This is a genomic window from Micromonospora sp. DT201, from assembly GCF_049841575.1.
Classification (GTDB): Bacteria; Actinomycetota; Actinomycetes; order Mycobacteriales; family Micromonosporaceae; genus Micromonospora.
In genome coordinates this window covers 151930-171241 of the sequence record NZ_JBNCKP010000009.1, presented here as the reverse complement: position 1 = coordinate 171241, position 19312 = coordinate 151930, and the positions used below count along the sequence as shown (strand labels likewise).

Annotated in this window: 17 protein-coding genes; 14 read left to right on the top strand and 3 right to left on the bottom strand. The window is 71.3% G+C overall.

Features of this window, described 5'->3' with window-relative positions; translation table 11 throughout:
• The first annotated feature begins 4 nt into the window (after positions 1-4).
• The 4 genes from ACLQ28_RS17515 to ACLQ28_RS17500 are packed head-to-tail and all read left to right on the top strand — an operon-like array spanning position 5 to position 5385.
• Positions 5-1108 carry an endonuclease domain-containing protein gene (locus ACLQ28_RS17515; RefSeq protein WP_425687334.1) on the top strand — a complete coding sequence of 368 codons (1104 nt, stop codon included), beginning with the start codon at positions 5-7 and terminating at the stop codon, positions 1106-1108.
• Complete coding sequence (locus ACLQ28_RS17510) at positions 1105-1782, top strand: hypothetical protein (RefSeq protein ID WP_425687333.1); 678 nt, start codon at positions 1105-1107, stop codon at positions 1780-1782. The genes ACLQ28_RS17515 and ACLQ28_RS17510 overlap by 4 nt, the downstream gene beginning before the upstream one ends.
• Positions 1779-5015, top strand: coding sequence for a helicase HerA domain-containing protein (locus tag ACLQ28_RS17505; RefSeq protein ID WP_425687332.1), 3237 nt, complete (start codon positions 1779-1781; stop codon positions 5013-5015). Before ACLQ28_RS17510 ends, ACLQ28_RS17505 begins: the two co-directional genes overlap by 4 nt.
• A 37-nt stretch (positions 5016-5052) precedes the next feature.
• Positions 5053-5385, top strand: coding sequence for a putative quinol monooxygenase (locus ACLQ28_RS17500; RefSeq protein WP_425687331.1), 333 nt, complete (start codon positions 5053-5055; stop codon positions 5383-5385).
• Positions 5386-5457: 72 nt separating this feature from the next.
• Here ACLQ28_RS17500 and pdxY read toward each other — a convergent pair whose 3' ends face one another.
• The 3 genes from pdxY to ACLQ28_RS17485 all read right to left on the bottom strand — a co-directional run bounded on the left by pdxY (position 5458) and on the right by ACLQ28_RS17485 (position 7828).
• Positions 5458-6309, bottom strand: coding sequence for a pyridoxal kinase PdxY (pdxY, locus tag ACLQ28_RS17495; protein ID WP_425687330.1), 852 nt, complete (start codon positions 6307-6309; stop codon positions 5458-5460).
• Between the two features lie 143 nt (positions 6310-6452).
• Positions 6453-7247 carry a S1 family peptidase gene (locus ACLQ28_RS17490; protein ID WP_425687329.1) on the bottom strand — a complete coding sequence of 265 codons (795 nt, stop codon included), beginning with the start codon at positions 7245-7247 and terminating at the stop codon, positions 6453-6455.
• Between the two features lie 422 nt (positions 7248-7669).
• Positions 7670-7828, bottom strand: a complete 159-nt coding sequence (locus ACLQ28_RS17485; RefSeq protein WP_425687328.1) for a hypothetical protein — start codon at positions 7826-7828, stop codon at positions 7670-7672.
• Between the two features lie 885 nt (positions 7829-8713).
• On the opposite strand from ACLQ28_RS17485, the gene ACLQ28_RS17480 reads away from it, so the two are divergent.
• From ACLQ28_RS17480 to ACLQ28_RS17435, 10 genes are all read left to right on the top strand, one after another.
• Positions 8714-10006, top strand: a complete 1293-nt coding sequence (locus ACLQ28_RS17480; protein ID WP_425687327.1) for a cytochrome P450 — start codon at positions 8714-8716, stop codon at positions 10004-10006.
• Positions 10007-10144: 138 nt separating this feature from the next.
• Positions 10145-10735, top strand: a complete 591-nt coding sequence (locus ACLQ28_RS17475; protein ID WP_425687326.1) for a helix-turn-helix transcriptional regulator — start codon at positions 10145-10147, stop codon at positions 10733-10735.
• 252 nt (positions 10736-10987) lie between these two features.
• Positions 10988-13369, top strand: coding sequence for a sensor histidine kinase (locus ACLQ28_RS17470; protein WP_425687325.1), 2382 nt, complete (start codon positions 10988-10990; stop codon positions 13367-13369).
• Between the two features lie 16 nt (positions 13370-13385).
• Positions 13386-13790 (top strand): roadblock/LC7 domain-containing protein, encoded by a 405-nt coding sequence (locus ACLQ28_RS17465; protein ID WP_184185936.1) that lies wholly within the window; start codon positions 13386-13388, stop codon positions 13788-13790.
• A 52-nt stretch (positions 13791-13842) separates the two neighbouring features.
• Complete coding sequence (locus ACLQ28_RS17460) at positions 13843-15036, top strand: ABC transporter substrate-binding protein (RefSeq protein WP_425687324.1); 1194 nt, start codon at positions 13843-13845, stop codon at positions 15034-15036.
• Positions 15033-15929: a branched-chain amino acid ABC transporter permease gene (locus ACLQ28_RS17455; protein ID WP_425687323.1), complete on the top strand. Its 897-nt coding sequence runs from the start codon at positions 15033-15035 to the stop codon at positions 15927-15929. Before ACLQ28_RS17460 ends, ACLQ28_RS17455 begins: the two co-directional genes overlap by 4 nt.
• Positions 15926-16945 carry a branched-chain amino acid ABC transporter permease gene (locus ACLQ28_RS17450; RefSeq protein WP_425687322.1) on the top strand — a complete coding sequence of 340 codons (1020 nt, stop codon included), beginning with the start codon at positions 15926-15928 and terminating at the stop codon, positions 16943-16945. The genes ACLQ28_RS17455 and ACLQ28_RS17450 overlap by 4 nt, the downstream gene beginning before the upstream one ends.
• On the top strand, positions 16942-17685 hold the full coding sequence (locus ACLQ28_RS17445; RefSeq protein WP_425687321.1) for an ABC transporter ATP-binding protein: 744 nt from the start codon (positions 16942-16944) through the stop codon (positions 17683-17685). The genes ACLQ28_RS17450 and ACLQ28_RS17445 overlap by 4 nt, the downstream gene beginning before the upstream one ends.
• Positions 17685-18455, top strand: coding sequence for an ABC transporter ATP-binding protein (locus tag ACLQ28_RS17440; RefSeq protein WP_425687320.1), 771 nt, complete (start codon positions 17685-17687; stop codon positions 18453-18455). Before ACLQ28_RS17445 ends, ACLQ28_RS17440 begins: the two co-directional genes overlap by 1 nt.
• Positions 18456-18487: 32 nt before the next feature.
• Entirely contained in the window at positions 18488-19291 is an 804-nt protein-coding gene (locus ACLQ28_RS17435; RefSeq protein ID WP_425687319.1) for a class I SAM-dependent methyltransferase, read from the top strand.
• Positions 19292-19312: the final 21 nt, after the last annotated feature.

Genomic DNA, 19312 nt, shown 5'->3' with positions numbered 1-19312 from the left:
CGGCATGGCGCACCCCGTCCGGGCCAACGGAGACGCCAACGGGGCCTGGTGGGCTACCCCGCCGACGCGGCGAGTGAGTCACCTGCCGGGCGTCGACCCGGAGCTGCTGCGGGTGGCACTCGACCCGTTGCCACCGGCAGCGCCTGCGATCGTGCACTTCCGGCCCACGTTGATAGGTCCGCTCGGCGACCTCGTGGACGCGCTCCTCGACCAACTAGACGTCGCGGCGCTCGCGATGTTCCCCCGCTGGCTGGCCGGAGCCGACCGCCTCGAGAGGGACGGCACACTCGGCGTGGCGGCGGTGCGCGCCCTCGCAGCCCGCACCGCCGCCCGCTCCCGGCACTTCGGGCCGTTCCTCGCCGACCTCGCCGAGCGTGGGCTGCGCGGTCCACGCCGCCCCGCCGGCCGGTACCGCTTCGCCCCGGGGGTACGCGCCGCCGGGCTCGCCCGGGTGATCGCCGAGGCGTACGAGCGGGAGGGTTGCGTACTCCTCATCGCCCTGCCCGACCTGGGTGCGGACGCGGAGCGGACGCTGGTGGCCGCCGCCGAGTGGCTCGTGCGGCACGGCGGCTTCACGGTGTGGTTGGCCGGTGGGCCGCTGCGCCACGCCGACCGGGTGCGCTCGGTCCCGGTGCTGGTGCCGGCACGATTCGCCGAGCTGGCCAGCACGAACGAGCGGATTCCGGCCACCGCCGCCGAGCCGGAGTCGACGGTGTTGGCCTGGCCGCCAATCGCGGGCGTGCCACGCGGCGACAGCGCGGCCGAGCAGGCGTTGGAACGCGCGCTCGCACCACACGACTGGGCGCGGGGTCGGCGGTGGAACCAGACGTACGAGTGGCACGTACTGGGCGCGGCGTACCGGCTGGATCTTTTTTGGCCCGTCGTGGGTCTTGCGGTCGAGGTGGACGGCCCGGAGCATCGTGGGCGAATCGCTTTCGCCCACGATCGGCGGAGGGACGTGCAGCTGCAACTCCTCGGGCTGGACGTGCTCCGCTTCACCAATGAGCAGGTGTTGTCCGATGCGCTGGCGGTGGTCGACGGGATCCGTCGGCTGCTGGCCCGGCGGCGCGCGGGCGGCACGCACCCCCCTGGAGATGAGACATCATGACGAGCCCGGTGGACGTCCCGCACCTGACGCCGAACCAGATCAACGCCCTCGTGGTGCTGATGGTCGAGGCGCGCCGACTCACCAACGTCGAGCTGCGCGAGCTGGCCGGGTTCACGTTGACCGGCCCAGACAACAGAAGGCTCATCGAGCTGGGCCTGGTCGAGACCGATCGGACCCACCGGCCGTTCGCGCACGAGCTGACCGACGAGGGCTGGCGGATGGTCCGTCAGCTGCACACCGCCGCGCCGCCGAAGCAGGGCGGCTCGACGACCCGGTCCCTGTTCGTCGTCCTAGCCAACCTGCACCGCTCGCTGGACCGGCTCCGGGTCAGCCATGGCGACTTCTTCAAGCAGACCGACGCAACGACCCCGCCTTCCAGCGAGCCCCGGAACGCCGCACCGGCAACGGCGGCGGACCTGGAGGCGCTGGTTCGCGCGGCGTACCGGGACCTGGCCACGGCGCCGGGCGCCTGGGTCGGCCTCGCCGACGTCAGGGAGCGGCTCCCCGACACCGACCGGGCCGCCCTGGACGCGGCGCTGCGGGCGATGCTCGGCCGGGAGGACGTCCGCATCATTCCGGTGGCGAACACCAAGTCGCTGACCCCGAGGGACCGCGCCGCAGCCGTTCGCATCGGGAACGAGGACAACCACGCCCTGGCGATCGGCCCAGCATGATCGCCGACGCCCAGCGGGCCGCCCTGGAAGCGGTGAGTTTCAACCCGGCAGTCACCCCGGACGACGTCTGGCGACCCAGCCCGCACAACGTGCCCGAGCTGCACGAGAAGGTGGTCGCGGAGATCCTGCGCGGGGTGGCGCGGGCCCGCACGGATGACACGACGGTGCCGCTCGGCGTCGCCATGCAGGGCCGCGCGGGCGCCGGCAAGACGCACCTGCTCGGGGCGGTCCGCGAGCAGATCCAGCGCGACGGCGGCTACTTCTTCCTGGTCGACATGGTCAGCGGCAAGACGTTCTGGGAGAGCGTCGCCCTGGCCCTCGTGGAGGGCATGGGCCGCGCCCACGTCGGCTGGGGCACCCAGCTAAAGACCTTTCTTCGTCGGCTCACCCCCCAGCTCGGCCTGCCGGTGGAGGTCCGCGATGCGGTCGCCGGCGCCCGGCCGGTGACCCGTGAGCAGCTCGACGCCTTCATCTGGGCGCTACGCGCCCGCGATCGGGAGGTCGGGCGGGACGCCCAGGACACCGCTCGGGCGCTCGTCCTGCACGGCGCCATCGACTTCGAGGCGCAGGACGTGGGTTACGCCCACCTGATCTCCGAGCCGGGCGACCCGGCCATGCGGGCGGTGTGGGGGTTGAGCGCCACGATCCGGACCCCGCAACAGATCGTGCAGGACATCTCCCGGCTGATGGCCTTGACACTGGACCCCACGGTCATCGCCGTGGACCAGCTCGACACGCTCTTCGCCCAGACCAGCACGTCACTGCTCAACCACCACAACGGGCTGGAGGACGGCCAGGCCAAGGTGTTCGGCCCGATCGCCGACGGCCTGCTCAAGCTCCGCGACGTCACCCGCCGTACGCTGGTCGTCGTCTCGTGCCTGCCGGACACCTGGGTGCTGATGACGCGTACCGCGCCCACCCCCGTCGGCGACCGGTTCCGTGAGGCGACCCTCCCGGACCGGATCCCCACCCCGGAGATCGGTCAAGCGATCGTGGCGAAGCGCCTCTCCGCCGCGTTCGCGGGTCCGCACTTCGTGCCACCCCACCCCACCTGGCCGATCGCCCCTGCCGCCTTCGCCGACGCATCCACCCTGACGCCTCGCGCCCTGCTGCGCCGAGTGGACCGCCACGTCGCCTGGTGCCGCGACCACGACGAGGTGATCGAGCTCGACCGGCTCATCGACGGCACCGATTCGACGCCGACGGCGGGCACCGTCCGCGGCGTGTCTGGCGACCCGACGACAGACGAGCGCCGCCTGCGCGAGCTGGACGCACGGTTCGCCGAGCTGATAGCAGCCGCGGACGTTTCGGCCGCCGTCGCCGCTTCGGGCGAGGACGAGCACATGCCGCCGCTGCTCGCCGCCGGCCTGGCCGCCTGGATCGCCGAGCAGGCCCCGACCGGCGCCACCTACAAGTACGATCCGCCGCCCGGGCGCAAGCCCGCGCTGCACGGGCGGCTGATCGAGGTACTCGACGAGGCCACCGAGAACGAGGCGCACTGGTGCTTCCGGGCCATCGCGCACCCCAACGCCATCGCCGTCACCGCCCGCGTCAAGGCCGCCTGCACGCTGGCCGGGTTGGACCGGGACCTGCCGCAACGGCGGCTGATCCTGCTGCGTAACGGTCCGTGGCCGACCGGGAAGCGTACGACCGAGGTGTTGGCGGGCTTCGACGCGGCCGGCGGTCTGCGGTGTGGGGTGACGGAGGCGGACCTTCGGGTCTTCGCGGCGCTGCGGGTGATGGCGGCCGAACCGTCCACAGCGTTGCAGGAGTGGCTGGTGGCCCGCCGTCCGGCTAGCGGCACCGAGCTGTTCCGGGCGGTCCTGCCCGGCCCCGACCGGACCCGAGAAGGCGCCGGCCCAGCGCCGGGCGGTGCCGATCCCGTCCCGACGTACGCGCCGGCCGTCGACGTCAACGGTGGACCGTCGACCGGTCCGGCCGCCGTGCCCGGCACCGCCGAGACGGCCGATCTCGTGGTCGGCGCCGGCGGCCGGGCGATCGGGCTGGGGCGGATCGTCGACGGCGGTCGTCCCTTCACGGTGGACCTGGAATCGCTGCGCCGGCACGCCGTCGTGTTCGCCGGGTCCGGCTCGGGCAAGACGGTGCTCATCCGCCGGTTGGTCGAGGAGTGCGCCCGGGAGGGTGTCTCCGCGATCGTGCTCGACCCCAACAACGACCTCGCTCGGCTCGGGGACGCGTGGCCCGAGCCGCCGAGCGGCTGGGGTCCCGGCGACGCCGAACGGGCCACCGACTACCTCGCACACACCGAGGTGGTGGTGTGGACGCCCCGGGTCACCGCCGGCAGGCCGTTGAGCTTCCAGCCGCTGCCCGACTTCACCTCGCTGCGGGACTGGCCCGACGAGTTCGACCAGGCTGTCCGCTCCGCCGTGGAGGCGCTCGCGCCACGGGCCGGCGTCGACCGGTCGAGCAGGCTCGCTCAGCAGGGCAAGGCCGTCCTCACCGAGGCCCTCCAGGCATACGCACGAAGCGGGATGGTGGGTCTGCCCGGCTTCACCGAGTTCCTCGCCGACCTGCCCGAGGGGGTCAGTCGGCTGGCCCGTGCCGGCAAGCTCGCCGAGGAGTTGGCGGAGGCTCTCAAGGCGGCGATGGTCACCGATCCACTCTTCGGTGGGGTCGGTGCACCGGCTGACCCCGGGCTGCTGCTGACACCGTCGCCGGGCCTGCGGGCTCGGGTGTCGGTGATCAGCTTCGTCGGCCTCACGTCCGATCAGGAGCGGCAGAGCTTCGTCAACCAGTTGCAGATGGCGCTCTTCGCCTGGATCAAGCGGCACCCCGCCGGTGATCGACCGCTGGGTGGGCTGTTCGTGATGGATGAGGCGCAGACGCTCGCGCCGTCGTCCGGCACCACAGCCTGCACGGCCAGCTCGATCGCGCTCGCCGCACAGGCCCGTAAGTACGGGCTCGGGCTGGTCTTCGCCACCCAGGCGCCCAAGGGTCTGCACAACCAGATCTCCGGCAACGCGACGACGCAATTCTTCGGGCTCCTCAACGCGCCCGCGCAGATTGACGCGGCCCGTCAGCTCGCTGAGGCCAAGGGTGGGCGACTTCCGGACATCGGCCTGCTGAACAGCGGTGAGTTCTACGCCGCCGGGGAGGGGTTCTCGTTCGTCAAGGTGCGTACTCCGCTGTGCCTCACGCACCATCCGAAGGCGCCGTTGAGCCCCGAGGAGGTCATTGCCCGCGCGCACTCGAACGGCGGCCGGTCTGGGTAGCCGGCTCCCGGGCTCCGTCAGGACGTAGCCTGGGGGCATGATCTTTATTACCGCCAAGTTCCGGATCCTGCCCGAGCACGCCGACGGGTGGCCGCAGATCGCCGCCGAGTTCACCGAGGCGACCCGGGCCGAGCCGGGCTGCCTGTGGTTCGACTGGTCCCGCAGCCTGGACGACCCGACCGAGTACGTGCTCGTCGAGGCGTTCCGCGACGACCAGGCCGGCGGGGCTCACGTGCAGTCCGCCCACTTCCGCGCGGCGCAGGAGACCCTGCCGCCGTACCTGGCCGAAACGCCGCGCATCGTGAATGCGAGCGTGCCGCAGGAGGACTGGTCGCTGCTCGGTGAGATGGCCGTTCCCGAGGGCCGCTGACCGTCGTCGCGTTGGCACCGATCCCGCTGGCGGGTGTCTTCGACCCGCCAGCGGGTGGCTCTCGACCGGCCGTCAGCGAAGCCGGCGGGCGGTGAACCGGGCCGGCGGGTCGGCGATCACGGCCTGCGCCGCGATCAGCTGGATCTCCCGGGTGCCCGCCGCGAGGGTCGCCTCGAGGACTGCGAAGACCGACGCGATGGTGCGTTCCAGCGCGGTCGCCGGTGAGCCGGTCGTCCACAGATGCGCGAGGTACAACGCTGCGGTGACGTCACCCCCGCCGTTCGGGTTGATCGGCAGCAGCGGTGTGGTCACCGCCCACGCGCCCTCGTCGGAGACGGCGACCACCTCCAGCGAGTCCGGCGGCAGGTCTCCGTGCAGCACACTGGTCACCAGGACGTGCCGCGGTCCGGTCGCGCGTACGACGTCGACCGCGTCGAGCACCTCGGCCAACGAGTTCGTCGTGCGGCCGGCGAGGAAGTCGAGCTCGAAGTGGTTCGGCGTGATGATGTCGGCGCGCGGCACGACGGTGTCCCGCAGGTACTCCGGGATGCCCGGCCGGACGAACATGCCGCGACCGGCGTCGCCCATCACCGGGTCGCAGCAGTAGACCGCGGCCGGGTTGGTCGCCTTGACCTTCTCCACCGCATCGAGGATCACCGCGCCCATGGCCGGGTCGCCCTGGTAGCCGGACAGCACCGCGTCGGCGCTGCCGAGGACCCCACGGTCGGCGATGCCTTCGATCACCTCGGCCACGTCGGCCGCCGCCAGCATCGGCCCACGCCACGCGCCGTAACCGGTGTGGTTGGAGAAGTGCACCGTCAGGACTGGCCAGACCTCGTGTCCGAGCCGCTGCAGAGGGAATGCTGCCGCCGAGTTGCCAACGTGACCGTAGGCGACCGACGACTGGATGGAGAGGATCTTCACCGGCTCATCATGGCCGTTGCGGCAGGCGCCGCACACGCGGCCCGCCGAATCTGTCGGGTGGCCCACTTGGCGCTCACCCGTCGGTGACGGCACGAGCGGACGGCCCGGACATCGTCGTCCGGGCCGCCCGAGCGGTCGTACGGTCAGCCGCCGAGGCTCGCCGCGGCCGAGGCGATCGACGAGGCGAAGTAGCTCACCTGGGTGTAGACGCCCGGGTAGTTGGGCCGGGCGCAGCCGTTGCCCCAGCTGACGATGCCGACCTGGATCCACGCGTTGGCGGCGTCGCGGCGGAACATCGGGCCACCCGAGTCACCCTGGCAGGTGTCCGTACCGCCGCTGGCGTAACCGGCGCAGATCTCCTGGGCGGGGATGAGGTCGCCGCCGTAGTTGGAGTTGCAGGTGGAGTCGCTGACGAACGGGACGGTGGCTTTGAGCAGGTACCGCTGCTGTCCGCCGCCCTCACGTGCGGCGCCCCAGCCGGCGATGGTGAAGGTGCCGCTGTCGTAGGCGGTGGTGTCGGCGATCTTCAGCGTGCTCAGCCCGGTGACGGGGGTGGCCAACCGGATGAGCGCCCAGTCCCGGCCGGCGCCGTTGTAGCCGGGAGCACGGTAGACGTAGTTGGACCGGACGGTGACCCGGCTGGAGGACTGGAGGTCGACCACCCCGAGCGTCGCGGTGATGCTGGTGTTGGTGCCGGTCGAGCCCACGCAGTGTGCCGCGGTGAGCACCAGGCGGGAGCTGTACAGGGCCCCGCCGCAGCCCATCGAGAGCCGCACCATGAAGGGGAACTCGCCCTGTGCGGCGCGGGTCCCGCCGACGACGTTCGGCGTGATGGGGTTGTCGGCCGCTGCGGCCGGGGCGGCGAGAGTGAGGCTGGCCGCGGTCACCGCGGCCAACGCGGTGGCCAGAAGGCCAGTGAGGGTACGCCAGCGAACCATGCATTCCTCCGCATCAGGACGGCACGCCTCGTGAGCGCACCTCATTCGAGATAGCGGTCATCATATTGAGCCGTATGGATCTAGCGGGTCATCCTCTCTGGGTCCTATCCCGGAGTTATGGATCCCGATCTCGCGGGCCGCGACACTAGAGGTCGTCGTCGCTACGGCCCGCACTACGCCTACGGGCAACGGCGACTGCCAGGAGACTGCACACGGCGGCAATCAGTTGCAGCACGGCGCCGAGCAACTCGACGAGGCTGGAAAGGGCGGTAGCGTCTGGGACAAGGTCCATCGCGGCCTCCGGGGTTCCGACCCACCGTCCGCGCTCTGCGGAGGGCTCCCCCCGGCCCCACGACAATCGACGGGCGCCACCGTCATTATGACCGCGCCAGCCAACAACGGCCATACCCCTGCCTGAACGGTCAGAGCGGCCAGTGCTGGGAGACCAGGTCGGTAGCCGCGCTGACCGCCGCCGCCAACGTGCCACCCACCGTGGCCAGTGCGGCCAACGCCTCCAGGGAGGTCAGGACCGGCGTGCGGTCCGGCTGCCGGTGCGTCCGGGCCGCCTCGATGACCGCCACCTCCCGACCGGCCTGGTCCGGGTCCGCGAAGTCGGCGACATGCTCCTTGAGGGTACGCAGCAGCTCGTCGAACCTCTCGGCAAGATCGCCTGGCCCTTGTACTGAATGAAGGTGGCGCGGTTGCTGGCCATCGCCTGCTGACCACCGGAGATGTTGTTGACGTTGCCGAAGATGTTCTGCACCTCGGACGCGCGTCGCACCAGGTCGCCGGTGTCGAGGCCACGCTCGGTCAGGAATGCGGCTACGGCTTCCAGCACCACCCGCTCCAGTAGCTTGGTGTACTTCCACGACGCCCGTCGCCCTGCCGGTCAACACCCGACGGTCGTTGCAGCTGACCACGCCCGGCTACACCAACCGGTACCTGCGCCACCAGGATGGCCTGGCTCAGCAACGGCACCGGCGGCGACGCGTACAACACGCCGACGTTGTGGGCCGCCGACAGCACCTGGAACGTCACCGCACCGTGGGCGCCCTGACCGCTCAGGTGGCAGGCTCGTCACGGTAGGACGACGCGGGGGTTCCGGCCTGGGCTGGGACCCCCGCGCGGCGCCTGGGCGTTGTCGCGGGGGCGACTCCTGTCATCAGGGACAGCCGGCGTTACCCGCCGTCCCGGGGGTCGTTTCTCCGGTCATGAGGAAAAGTGGCGAGTTGTGGCGGCTGACGGCAAGGACCGGGCCGCAACTTGCATCTGGCCAGGTCCTCCCGTCCACTGCATTCCGCAAATATGTACCACGCTAAATAGACACCGACCTATCTTGACTTGTGCAGCCAGTCGGCGCACCGTAAAGCGCAAGTGGCAGATGCGCGCCATTATCGGCCCGACTGACGTGGATCGCTTAATGGGGGCGCTGCCGGTTTCGCGCCGCGTGTATCAGGAGGCGTTCCATGCGGTTGAATCCGTTCACCGGGGCCTATCTCACCGATCCGGCGAGCATGTGGCGGCACATTCTCGACGACCCCGAAGGGGTGCACTACGCCGAGGATCTGGACCTGTGGCTGATCAGCAGACACACCCACGTTCGGCGCGCCCTCGCTGACGCCGCGACGTTCGCCAACGCCCTCACCCTCGTTCCGGTCTACGAGGTGTGCCCCCAGGCGATGAGCGTGATCACGCAGATCGACGCGCCACCCACGACGGCCGCCGCGGACCCGCCGGTGCACCCACGCACCCGCCGAGCCCTACGGGCGACCTTCGCGAACACTCCCGACCGGGTCGAGGCCCAGTACGGCGCGATCGTCCGGCGCCGGGTAGACCAACTGGTGTCCCGGCTCGTCGCTCGTCAGGGCGACGAGGTCGACCTGATCCCGGAGTTCGCCACCGAGCTACCCCTGCTGGTGGTCCTCGACATCCTCGGGGTGCCGGACAGCGACATCGGGCAGGTCCGGAGCTGGGCGGACGGTCAGATCGCTCTCATCTGGGGGCAGCCGGACCCGGCTGAGCAGGTGCGTCTGGCGCAGGGCCTGCTGGAGTTCTGGCACTACTGCGAGGCGCTTGTCCGCCAACGGGTGGAGAGCGACCCTCAGGGCGACGACTTCATCAGCCGCGCCCTGTCCTACCGCGACGACGACGACGCGGTGCTGACGGTGCCCGAGGTGGCGAGCCTGGCCTTCAACCTCCTGGTCGCCGGCCACGAGACCACCGCCGGGCTGCTCGCCCACGCCCTCGATCAGGCGCTTACCAGCCCGCAGCAATGGTCGACGATCGCCGCGGACCCGGGAGCCGTCCCCGCGTTCGTGGCCGAGACGCTCCGGTTCGCGCCCGCCATCGACGGCTGGCTCCGGGTGACCCGCCGAGATGTCACGCTGGGCAAGGCCACCATTCCGGCGGGGGCGCGCTGCCTGCTGTTGATTGGGGCGGCCAACCGGGACCCTGCGGTCTTCGCCCACCCGGACCGATTCGACCCGCACCGGTCCGACGTGGCTGATCACCTGTCGTTCGGCCACGGTCCACATTTCTGCATTGGGGCGGGATTGGCGCGACTTGAGGCCGCGATTGCCCTCACCCGACTTGCCGCAGCCATTCCCGGCCTACGACTGACGCCCCAGCAACATCGTTCCTACAAACCCAATGTTGCGTTTCGCGCGCACCACACCTTGAGCGCGATAATCGATACGACGGTGCCCGCCGTGGTCCCGGCGGCACGTGGTACGGCGACTGCCGAGATGCACGTCGCCTGACAGTGAGCGCCCACCTGACGGGGCCGACCTGCACGCGATCCGCGCCTGGGCGGGGCAGCGCGGCCTGTCCCGAACGTGCCACAACACCGCGCCCGCACCGGGTCCGGCGCACGCCGTCCATGCCTTGCCGGGCGATCCATGTCGATGAACGTCTTCACACCCATCGCATCCTGGGTTAAGAATTGCCCTCTACGAATGTCACGCGCATCGTCCACTTTCGATCTGCGGTCCGCTGCTGATTTCCGTTGCCATGAAGGTGAGCGCATGGAGCACACGTCCCCGTCGAGCTCTGCTCACCCTGCGGCCAGTCAGCGGTTCCGTTGGGAACTACGAAGTTGCCGCGTCCGACGGGGCCTGACCCAGCGGGCCCTGGCAGATCTGGTGCGGTTCAGCCGAGAGACGGTCGCAGCGGTCGAGTCGGGCCGCCGGTTCGGCAGTCACGAGTTCGCGCTGCGGTGCGACGACGCGCTCCGCACCGGCGGCCGACTGGCAGAGCTGTGGCCGCAGGTCGCGGCCGAGCAGTTGGCCGCCGACGGTCGCCGAGGGCCCCGCGCCCCGGATCCGGCTCCGCTGGCGCCGCGTCAGCGTGGTCGGCGCGACGCGCGCGACCCGGCTGCAGTGGTCGACGCGATCGATGAGCTGCGCGAACTGATCGGCCAGGTGCTCAACGGCCAACCCGCCCCGGACGACCCGCAGCGACCGGCCGGACCCCTCGACGACCAGCGCTGACCTCGACGACTCGGCCTCCCTCGCGGCGTCACCGGCCGCTGACTCTGGGTACAGATGCTGGTACGGGCAGTTTGTACCACGGTCAGGTCTGGCCTATGAGCGCGGCTTCCGGCCGAATGGGACTTGCATTTGGCAATGTGCGAATAGACCGTCATCGACGAGTCGTGGGAGTCAATCTTGGCGTCGAGCACGAAGTCCCACGCGGCCCGACCCTACCCGCCCCGCCGACGCGGTTGGAAGATTGCCGGTCGGATGCGCCTCATCGTCGCGGCGCCGCTCGTCGCCGTGATCGGCTTCGCCGGCCTCGCGCTGACCGAGAGCGCACGCCAGACAGCCCGCGCCAGCGACCTGGAAGTCCTGACACGGGTCGCCGCCGAGGCCGGTGACCTTGCCTACCGCCTGCAACGCGAGCGCATCGCGGCGGCCGACCTGCTCACCTATCCCGCAGCACCGCAGCAGGACGCCTTCGGCACGGAAATGGCCGCCACCGACGGAGCCGCCGCCCGCTACCGCCGGCAGCGGGATCTGCTGCCCGCCGACGGCGGTGCCAACCAGGCCCTGCTGCGCCGCATCGACGAGGCTCTGAACGGCCTGGCCCCGCTGCGCACCCAGGTACGCACCGCAGCGCACGCCTCGGTGTCGGCGATGACCTTCAGTTACCGCATCGCGATCGCCGATCTGATCAACTTCCGGGAGACCGTCTCGCACGGCGTGGTGGACTCCCAACTCGCCGACGGTATCCGGGCCTCGGCGGCGCTGTCGAAGACGGCGGAGGCGATCGGTCAGCAGCAGGTTGCCGTGCTGCGCGCGGTCGCGGGCGGCGAGTTGACCCCGGCCATGCAGCAGGACATCACCGCCGCCCGGACCAGCTACACCGAGTCGAGCCTGTCGTTCCTGGCACTGGCTCCGCCCGACTGGAGCATCTGGTGGGAGCAGGCCGGCACCGGCAAGGAGGCGCTCACCCTGCAACGAATGCAGGACGAGGTGTCCCGGGCCCAACCGGGGTCGAAGCTGCAACTGGAGACCCCCGCCTGGGTGTCCACCACACAGACGCGCGCGGCCCGCCTGGCCGACCTGCGAGGGCGGGTCGACGTCGCGGTCCTGGACGACGTCCGGGCCGCGCACGCCGACCAGCGCCGCCGGGCCGTGGCCGAGGCGGTCGGCGTCCTCCTGGCACTGTTGCTGACCGCGCTGGTGACCTGGGCCGTCGCCAGGCAGATCACCCGGCGGCTGCGTCGTCTGCGGGATGCGGCCAACGCTGTGGCGTTCGAACAGCTCCCCGCCGTGGTGGCCCAACTTCAGCAGCCGGGCAGCGCCGCGGTCGACCCGCAGCAGCTGGCCCGCCAGCAGTCCACCGCCGCCCTCGAGCCGTCCAGCGACGACGAGATCGGTGAGCTGGGCCAGGCGTTCAGCGCCGTGCACCAGGCCGCCGTGCGGACCGCCGCCGAGCAGGCCGTAATGCGGGCCAACACCGCCGACATCTTCATCCACCTGAGCCGCCGCGAACAGCGACTCGTCGACGCTGTCCTGGCCCAGGTCGACCTGGTCGAGCGGGACGAGACCGACCCGGACCGTCTGCACCAGCTCTACACGCTGGACAACCTGGCGACCCGGATGGCCCGGATCAACGCCAGTCTGCTTGTGCTCGGCGGCGTCGGCGTCGGTCGCGTACGCCAGCGCGACGTGCCTCTGCAACAGGTGCTCCAGGCGGCGCTGTCCCAGATCGAGCACTATGCGCGGGTCCGACTCGGCATGATCGACGGGGATGTCGCCGTGGCGGCCAAGACCGTCGACGAGGTCGTGCACCTGCTCGCCGAACTCATGGACAACGCGACGACGTACTCGCCGCCGGGCAGCGAGACGTGGGTGAGCGGTCGGAGTCTGGGTGACCGCGTCATCGTCCAGATCAGTGACGAGGGCGTGGGGCTTTCCCCGCAACGGATGCAGCAGCTCAACGAGCTGCTGGCCCACCCACCGGCCATCGACGTGGCCGCCGTGCGGGCGATGGGGCTGGTCGTCGTGGGTCAGCTCGCGACTCGGCTGGGCGCCACCGTCCAACTGCGACGCGGTCCCCGTCGCGGCACCCTCGCCGAGGCGACGCTGCCCGCAGCGATCATCCGGTCGATGCCACCGGAGGAGTTCCTGCTCGCACCCGGCCGGCTGTCGCGGCGGGCGGCGCGGACGGCGAGCCCTCCGCCGCCGTACCAGCCACGCCCTGAGCCCAGCGCCGGGCGCCCCCCGGCCGAACGGACCCTGCCGGCGGCGCCGGTGTTCCGACCGGCTCCCCCACCCCCGGATCGGGGTGACGCGCCCACCGAGGAGTTGCTCATCTTCGAACAGGTCAACCACTGGTTCCAGGCGGATGTCGTCGACGGCCGGGAGTGGTCCAGCCCCGCAGATGACGCCTGGCGCACGGCCGCCCAGGCGACCAGCCCCGAGGTCGCCACCACCACCACGGCCGGCCTGCCCAAACGGCAACCGCAACGACATCTCGTGCCCGGCGGTGTGACTGTGCCCGAGCAGCAGCAACGCTCCGAGTACCGCGACCCGGCCCAGGTGGCGACGGCGATGGCCGCGTACGCGCGGGGTGTGGCGAACCGACGGCGCACCCCGATCAACCTCGGCAACAAATGACGCGACAGGAGAGTACGTGAGCGACCAACAGGATCTCGGCTGGCTGCTGGACAGCTTCGCCGCGCGCGCGAGCGAGGTCAGCCATGCGATCGCCATCTCCAGCGACGGCCTGATGGTGGCCGCCACCCGCGACCTGCCGCCGGACCGGGCCGACCAGCTGGCCGCGACGGGCAGCGGGCTCGTCAGCCTGCTGCGCGGGGCGGCGGCATTCTTCGACGCCGGCGCGGTGATCTCCAACGTCACGCAACTCGAGGGCGGGTTCATGTTCTCGATGGCCTTCAACGACGGCGCCTCGCTGCTGGTGCTCGCCGCACCCGAGTGCGACGTCGGCAAGGTCTCCTACGAGATGACCGAGCTGGCCAACCGCATCGGGGACGCCCTGACCCCCGCGGCACGAGCGGCACTCGCCCGCAGCCGCTGACAGCCCCGGCGCCCCCACGCCGGAGACCCTTACTTCCCCTGGAGAAGAAGACATGCCTCTCACCAAGCCAAGGCACAGCCGTGCCCTCGGCGCCACGCTGCTCGCGGTCGTGCTGACCGTCGGCACGGCCTGCGGCGATGACGGGCCGGGCACGAGCGCCAGCGGCTCGATAAAGATCGGCCTACTCGCGTCGCTGTCCGGGACGTACCAGGCCGTCGGCACGGAGATCCGCGACGGCTTCCAGCTCTACCTGGACACCCACGACGGCAAACTCGGCGGTCGACGGGTCGACCTCGTCGTCGCGGACGAGGGCAACGGAGCCCAGACCGCCGTCCCGGCGGCGACCAAGCTGCTCAAGCAGGACCGGGTGGCCGCGCTCACCGGCATCGTCGGTGGTGGCTCGGTCGCCGGAGTCACGCCCCTGCTCAACGAGACGAAGGTGCCACTCGTCGGTTCCAACGGCCGGCCGGAGCTCAAGGACGTCTCCCGGGTCTGGCACACCTCGTACCTCTCGGACGAGCCGGGGAAGGCGATCGCCCAGCACGTCCGCGACAACGTACAGGGCTCCGTGTACGCGATCGGCCCGGACTACCAGGGCGGCTGGGACGAGCTGCGTGGTTTCACCGACACGTTCGGGAGGATCGGCGGGAAGCTCGCGAACACCGACGGCAAGACGACCTTCACCCCGTTCCCGGCCACCACCAACTTCACGCCCTACTTCGCCCGCATCAAGGCGTCCGGCGCAGCGGCGGTCTACACCTTCTACGCCGGCAGCGCTGCCGTCGACTTCGTGAAGCAGTACGCGCAGTCCGAGATCAAGGACGTCCCGCTGTACGCGGCCGGTTTCCTCACCGAGGGCGGCGTGCTCAACGCGCAGGGCGAGGCAGCCCGCGACATCTACTCGGTGCTCAACTACTCGCCCGACCTCGACAACGCGGAGAACCGCGCCTTCGTCGCGGCATGGAAGGCCAAGCACGACGGTTCACCGACCACGTACGCTCTCGCCTCGTACGACGCGGCCGCGGTGCTGGACCGGGCGATCGGCGCCGCCGGGAGTGACCCGACTCCGGAGGCCATCAACACGGCCGTCGGCCAGCTCGGCCAGATCGCCAGCCCACGCGGCACCTGGCAGTTCTCCACCACCACGCACTCCCCCGTGCAGAAGTGGTACCTGCGGCAGGTCCGCCAGGACGGCCGGGCGCTGTCCAACACCGTCGTGGGTGACCTCGCGACCGTCGGTCGATGATGGCGGTGGCGGCCGGCACGAACCGGATCGACCCGTACCTGATTCCGGCGCTGGACGGAGTCGCCTACGGGCTGCTCGTGTTCGTCGCCGCGTCGGGCCTGGTCTTCTGTTTCGGCGTCGCCAACATCCTCAACCTGGCGCACGGCACGCTCTACGCGATCGGCGGGTACACCGCAGCGGCCCTGCTCGACGGCGGCTGGGCGAGCCTGGCGTTGGCGCTGGCGGTCGGTGTGCTGGCAGCCGCCGCGGCGGGTGTGCTGCTGGCCGGCCTACTCACCCCGGTCCCCACCGGCAACCACTTGACCCAGGCGCTGCTGACGTTCGGGGTGGCGCTGGCCGGCGGCAGCCTGCTCGTCGCCGGGTTCGGGCCCGACGATCCGCAGGTCCGGGTGCCCGCTGCCCTGGAGGGGTCGGTGGTGGTCGCCGGGCACCGCTACGCCGCGTACCGCTTGGTCTTCATCGTCGTCGCCGCGGTGATCGCCGCGGCGCTCTACCTCGTGGTGCGGCGGACCAGGGCCGGAATGCTGGTCCGGGCGGCCGTCGACGACGCGGAGATGGTCGCCTGTCTGGGCGTGAGTCCCGCGCGGATCCGAGCCGGCGTGCTCGCCGCCGCCGGTGCCCTGGCCGGGGCGGCCGGGGTCCTGGGCGCGCCCATCATCGGCCCCGGCACGGACACCGCCGACACCGTGCTGCTGCTGTCCCTGGTGGTCGTGGTCCTCGGTGGTCTCGGGTCCATGGCCGGCACCCTGCTGGCCGCGCTTGCGATCGGCGAGATCCAGACGCTGGGAGTGGCGCTGCTGCCGTCCGCCGCGCCGTTCCTGCTGTTCGCCGCCATGGCGGCCGTGCTGGCCGTGCGGGCGCGTGGCCTGGCCAGCAGATGGGGGGCGACATGAGGGACGAGGTGATCCGCCGAGGACGGGGCGCTGTCGCGGCGCTCGTCCTGGCCGGTCTGGTCCTGGCTCCCTGGGTGGTCGACGACTACACGACGGCGATCCTCGCCCGGACGCTGGCGCTGGCCCTGGTCGGGGTGAGCGTGGCCCTGCTCACCGGCGTCGCCGGCATGCCCACCCTCGGCCAGACCGCACCGTACGCGGCGGGCGCCTACGCCTGTGTCGTGGTCGGCAGCCGGATCTCCGACGTCGGCGTCGTGCAGTTCGCCGTCGCGGCGGGTGCCGGGGCGGTGCTGGCCGCGCTGACCGTGCCGCTCGTCGTCCACGCCCGGGGGGTGATCGTCCTGATGATCACGCTGGCCATCGGTGAACTCGTCGTGACCATTCTCGGTCGTTGGCGGTCGGTGACCGGTGGCACGGACGGGTTGGCCGGCATGCCCGCGGTCCGCCCCTTCTGGGGGCTCCCGCCCCTGGCCAGCGACCAGGCGCGTTACGTGTACACCCTGGTCGTCGTGGCCACGTTGGTCGGCGCGGCGCTGTTACTGCTGCGGACCCGGGCCGGGCTGCTGCTGCGTGCCGGTCGGGACGACGAGACACGGCTGCGGGCCAGCGGGCACCGCGTGCCGCTGCACGTGTCCGGCGCACACATCGCCGCCGGGGCGATAGCCGGCGGTGCCGGTTCGCTGCTGGTCGTCGCCCAGCAGTACATCTCCCCCGCCGACTTCGGCTTCGAGACGTCCGCGCTGCTGTTGCTCGGTGTCGTCATCGGTGGCACCGCCTCGGTCGGCGGCGCCCTGGTGGGCGCAGCGCTCGTCATCGCCGTTCGGGACTGGCTGTTCGGGGTGTTGCCCGGCCACGCGCCGCTGGTGCTGGGGGCGCTGTTCGTGGCGACGGTCTACCTGCTGCCCACCGGCGTCAACCGGGCACGGGTCCGGCTGCGCGCGTCGAGCGCCGCGCCGAGCCACCCGCAGGCACCGCCCGCCCGTGACCCTGCGACGGTACCGGAACTACGCGCATGAACCCCCTGCTCAGCGTCCAGGATGTCAGCGTTCGCTACGGCTCGCTCACCGCACTCGCCGGCGTCGACCTGTCCATTCACGATGGCCAGCGGCACGCCCTGATCGGCCCCAACGGAGCCGGCAAGACGACCCTTCTCAACGTCATCGGCGGCGCCACGAAGCCGCAGCGTGGCACGGTGCGATTCGATGGACGGGACATCAGTCGGCTCGGCACGGCGGCGCGAGCCCGCCGAGGCATCAACCGGATACACCAACGACCAGCGGTCTTTGCGACGCTCACCGCGGCGGAGAACATCGTGGTGGCCGCGCTGCCACGGGTCAACCCGCGCCGTAGGTGGTGGCCGGGCGGACGCCGGCGCACCGCGCAACACCGGGCAGGCCCGCTGCTGGAGCGGATGGGCCTCGCCGACGTCGCGGCGGTGCCCGCCGGGCACCTCGCACATGGGCAACGACGCCAGTTGGAGATCGCGATGGCCCTTGCCGGTAGCCCCCGCCTGCTGCTGCTCGACGAACCCGCGGCGGGACTGTCCGCCACCGAGGTAGGCCGGCTGGTCGAGTTGCTCCGGGCGCTGCCCAGGGCGATCGCCGTGCTGCTGGTCGAACATCGCCTGGACCTGGTGTACGCCCTCTCCGACACGGTCACCGTGCTGCGTGACGGCCAGACGTTGGCCGCCGGCACACCGGACGAGATCAGCACCTCGCCGTTGGTACGGCAGGCCTACGCCGACGGGGTGGCCTGATGCTGTGTGTGGAACGCCTGTGCGCCGGCTACGCCGGGGGGATCGTGCTGCACGAGGTCAGCTTCCAGGTGCAGCCCGGCAACATCCAGGCCGTGGTGGGCCGCAACGGTGCCGGCAAGAGCACTCTCGTGCACACGATCGCCGGGCTGGTGCGAGCGAGCAGTGGTCGCATCGAGATCGGCGGCGTGCACGTGGCGGGCCGGCAACCGCACCGGATCGCTCAGTCCGGGGTCGGTCTCGTTCCGCAGGGCCGGCGGGTCTTCTCCCGCTTGACCGTGGCCGAACACCTGGTCCTGGCAGCCGCACCCTGGCGGGCCGCGACCGCCGGCGGCGAGGGCTGGACGGTGGCCCGGATCCTCGAGCTGCTGCCGAGGCTGGCCGAGCGGCTGCGCCACCGCGGCTGCGAGCTCTCCGGCGGCGAGCAGCAGATGCTGGCGATAGCCCGCGCGCTCCTCGGCCAGCCACGGGTGCTGCTGCTCGACGAACCGTGTGAGGGCCTCTCTCCCGACCTGGCGGCGCGGGTCCGAGGGCTGATCAGCGCCCTCGCCGCCGACGGCCTGACCGTGCTGCTCGTGGAGCAGCAGCTCCAGCACGCGATCGAGATCGCGGACCGGGTGGCGGTGCTGGAGTACGGCCGGGTCGTCTACGACCGACCGACCGGCGAGGCCCGCGTCGACCCGGCCCCACTGGCGGCGATGTTGAGCGTCGCCGCCGTCCCGCCACCCCCGGCCAACCGCCCGACGCCTCGGCTCTGGGCCGACACCCCGTAGTCACCCGAACCCCCTCGGAGAGGTGGACACCAATGGCAACCGCTACGAGCGACAGCACGTACACGTTCGACAACGGCGCACCCGACGCCGTGCCCCAGATGCACGCGCTGGAGTCCTTCCTGGATCCCATCACGACGCGCCGCCTGGCCCACCCGGTGCTGCGACCGGGGGCTACCTGCTGGGAGGTCGGGGCGGGTGGCGGCTCGGTCGCCCGGCGGATCGCCCGCGCGATCGGCGACACCGGTCAGGTGCTGGCCACGGACATCGACCCCGCGCACCTCGTGGCGAAGGGCAACCTGCACGTACGCCGGCACGACGTGCGCACCGAACCGCCACCCGGGGACGCGTTCGATCTGATCCACGCCCGGCTGGTGCTGCTGCACCTCCCCGAACGACGACGGGTGCTCCGCACGCTCGCCGGCGCGCTGGCTCCCGATGGGTGGCTGGTGATCGAGGAGTTCGACTGCACCGCGCCGCAGCGGGTGCTGACCGCACCGAACGACGACGCCGCGAAGCTCTTCGCGCAGGTGATGGACGCCATGATGGGTGTCCTGCAGGAGCACGGAGCCGACCTGGGGTGGGCACAGGACGTGCACACCGAGATGACCCTCGCCGGTCTGACCGACGTGGACACCATCACCCATTCGCAGAGCTGGGCCGGTGGTTCGACCGGGGCGTCGCTCTACGAGACGAACTCCCGCCAGTTGGAGCCGGACCTGCTCGCCGCAGGGCTGTCACCCGACCAACTGAACGCCTTCCGGCGGCTGGTCAATGACCCCGGCTTTGCCGTCATGTCGTACCACTTCGTTTCCACGCGGGGCCGTCTACCAAGCTGAGAGGAGGTGGGCCACCGCGTC

Excerpts from the sequence above, each read along its gene's own strand:
- ACLQ28_RS17515 (WP_425687334.1), top strand. The coding sequence starts at position 5 with ATGGCGCACCCCGTCCGGGCCAACGGAGACGCCAACGGGGCCTGGTGG.
- ACLQ28_RS17510 (WP_425687333.1), top strand. The coding sequence starts at position 1,105 with ATGACGAGCCCGGTGGACGTCCCGCACCTGACGCCGAACCAGATCAAC.
- ACLQ28_RS17505 (WP_425687332.1), top strand. The coding sequence starts at position 1,779 with ATGATCGCCGACGCCCAGCGGGCCGCCCTGGAAGCGGTGAGTTTCAAC.
- ACLQ28_RS17500 (WP_425687331.1), top strand. The coding sequence starts at position 5,053 with ATGATCTTTATTACCGCCAAGTTCCGGATCCTGCCCGAGCACGCCGAC.
- ACLQ28_RS17490 (WP_425687329.1), bottom strand. The coding sequence starts at position 7,247 with ATGGTTCGCTGGCGTACCCTCACTGGCCTTCTGGCCACCGCGTTGGCC.
- ACLQ28_RS17480 (WP_425687327.1), top strand. The coding sequence starts at position 8,714 with ATGCGGTTGAATCCGTTCACCGGGGCCTATCTCACCGATCCGGCGAGC.
- ACLQ28_RS17475 (WP_425687326.1), top strand. The coding sequence starts at position 10,145 with ATGTCGATGAACGTCTTCACACCCATCGCATCCTGGGTTAAGAATTGC.
- ACLQ28_RS17470 (WP_425687325.1), top strand. The coding sequence starts at position 10,988 with ATGCGCCTCATCGTCGCGGCGCCGCTCGTCGCCGTGATCGGCTTCGCC.
- ACLQ28_RS17460 (WP_425687324.1), top strand. The coding sequence starts at position 13,843 with ATGCCTCTCACCAAGCCAAGGCACAGCCGTGCCCTCGGCGCCACGCTG.
- ACLQ28_RS17455 (WP_425687323.1), top strand. The coding sequence starts at position 15,033 with ATGATGGCGGTGGCGGCCGGCACGAACCGGATCGACCCGTACCTGATT.
- ACLQ28_RS17450 (WP_425687322.1), top strand. The coding sequence starts at position 15,926 with ATGAGGGACGAGGTGATCCGCCGAGGACGGGGCGCTGTCGCGGCGCTC.
- ACLQ28_RS17445 (WP_425687321.1), top strand. The coding sequence starts at position 16,942 with ATGAACCCCCTGCTCAGCGTCCAGGATGTCAGCGTTCGCTACGGCTCG.
- ACLQ28_RS17440 (WP_425687320.1), top strand. The coding sequence starts at position 17,685 with ATGCTGTGTGTGGAACGCCTGTGCGCCGGCTACGCCGGGGGGATCGTG.
- ACLQ28_RS17435 (WP_425687319.1), top strand. The coding sequence starts at position 18,488 with ATGGCAACCGCTACGAGCGACAGCACGTACACGTTCGACAACGGCGCA.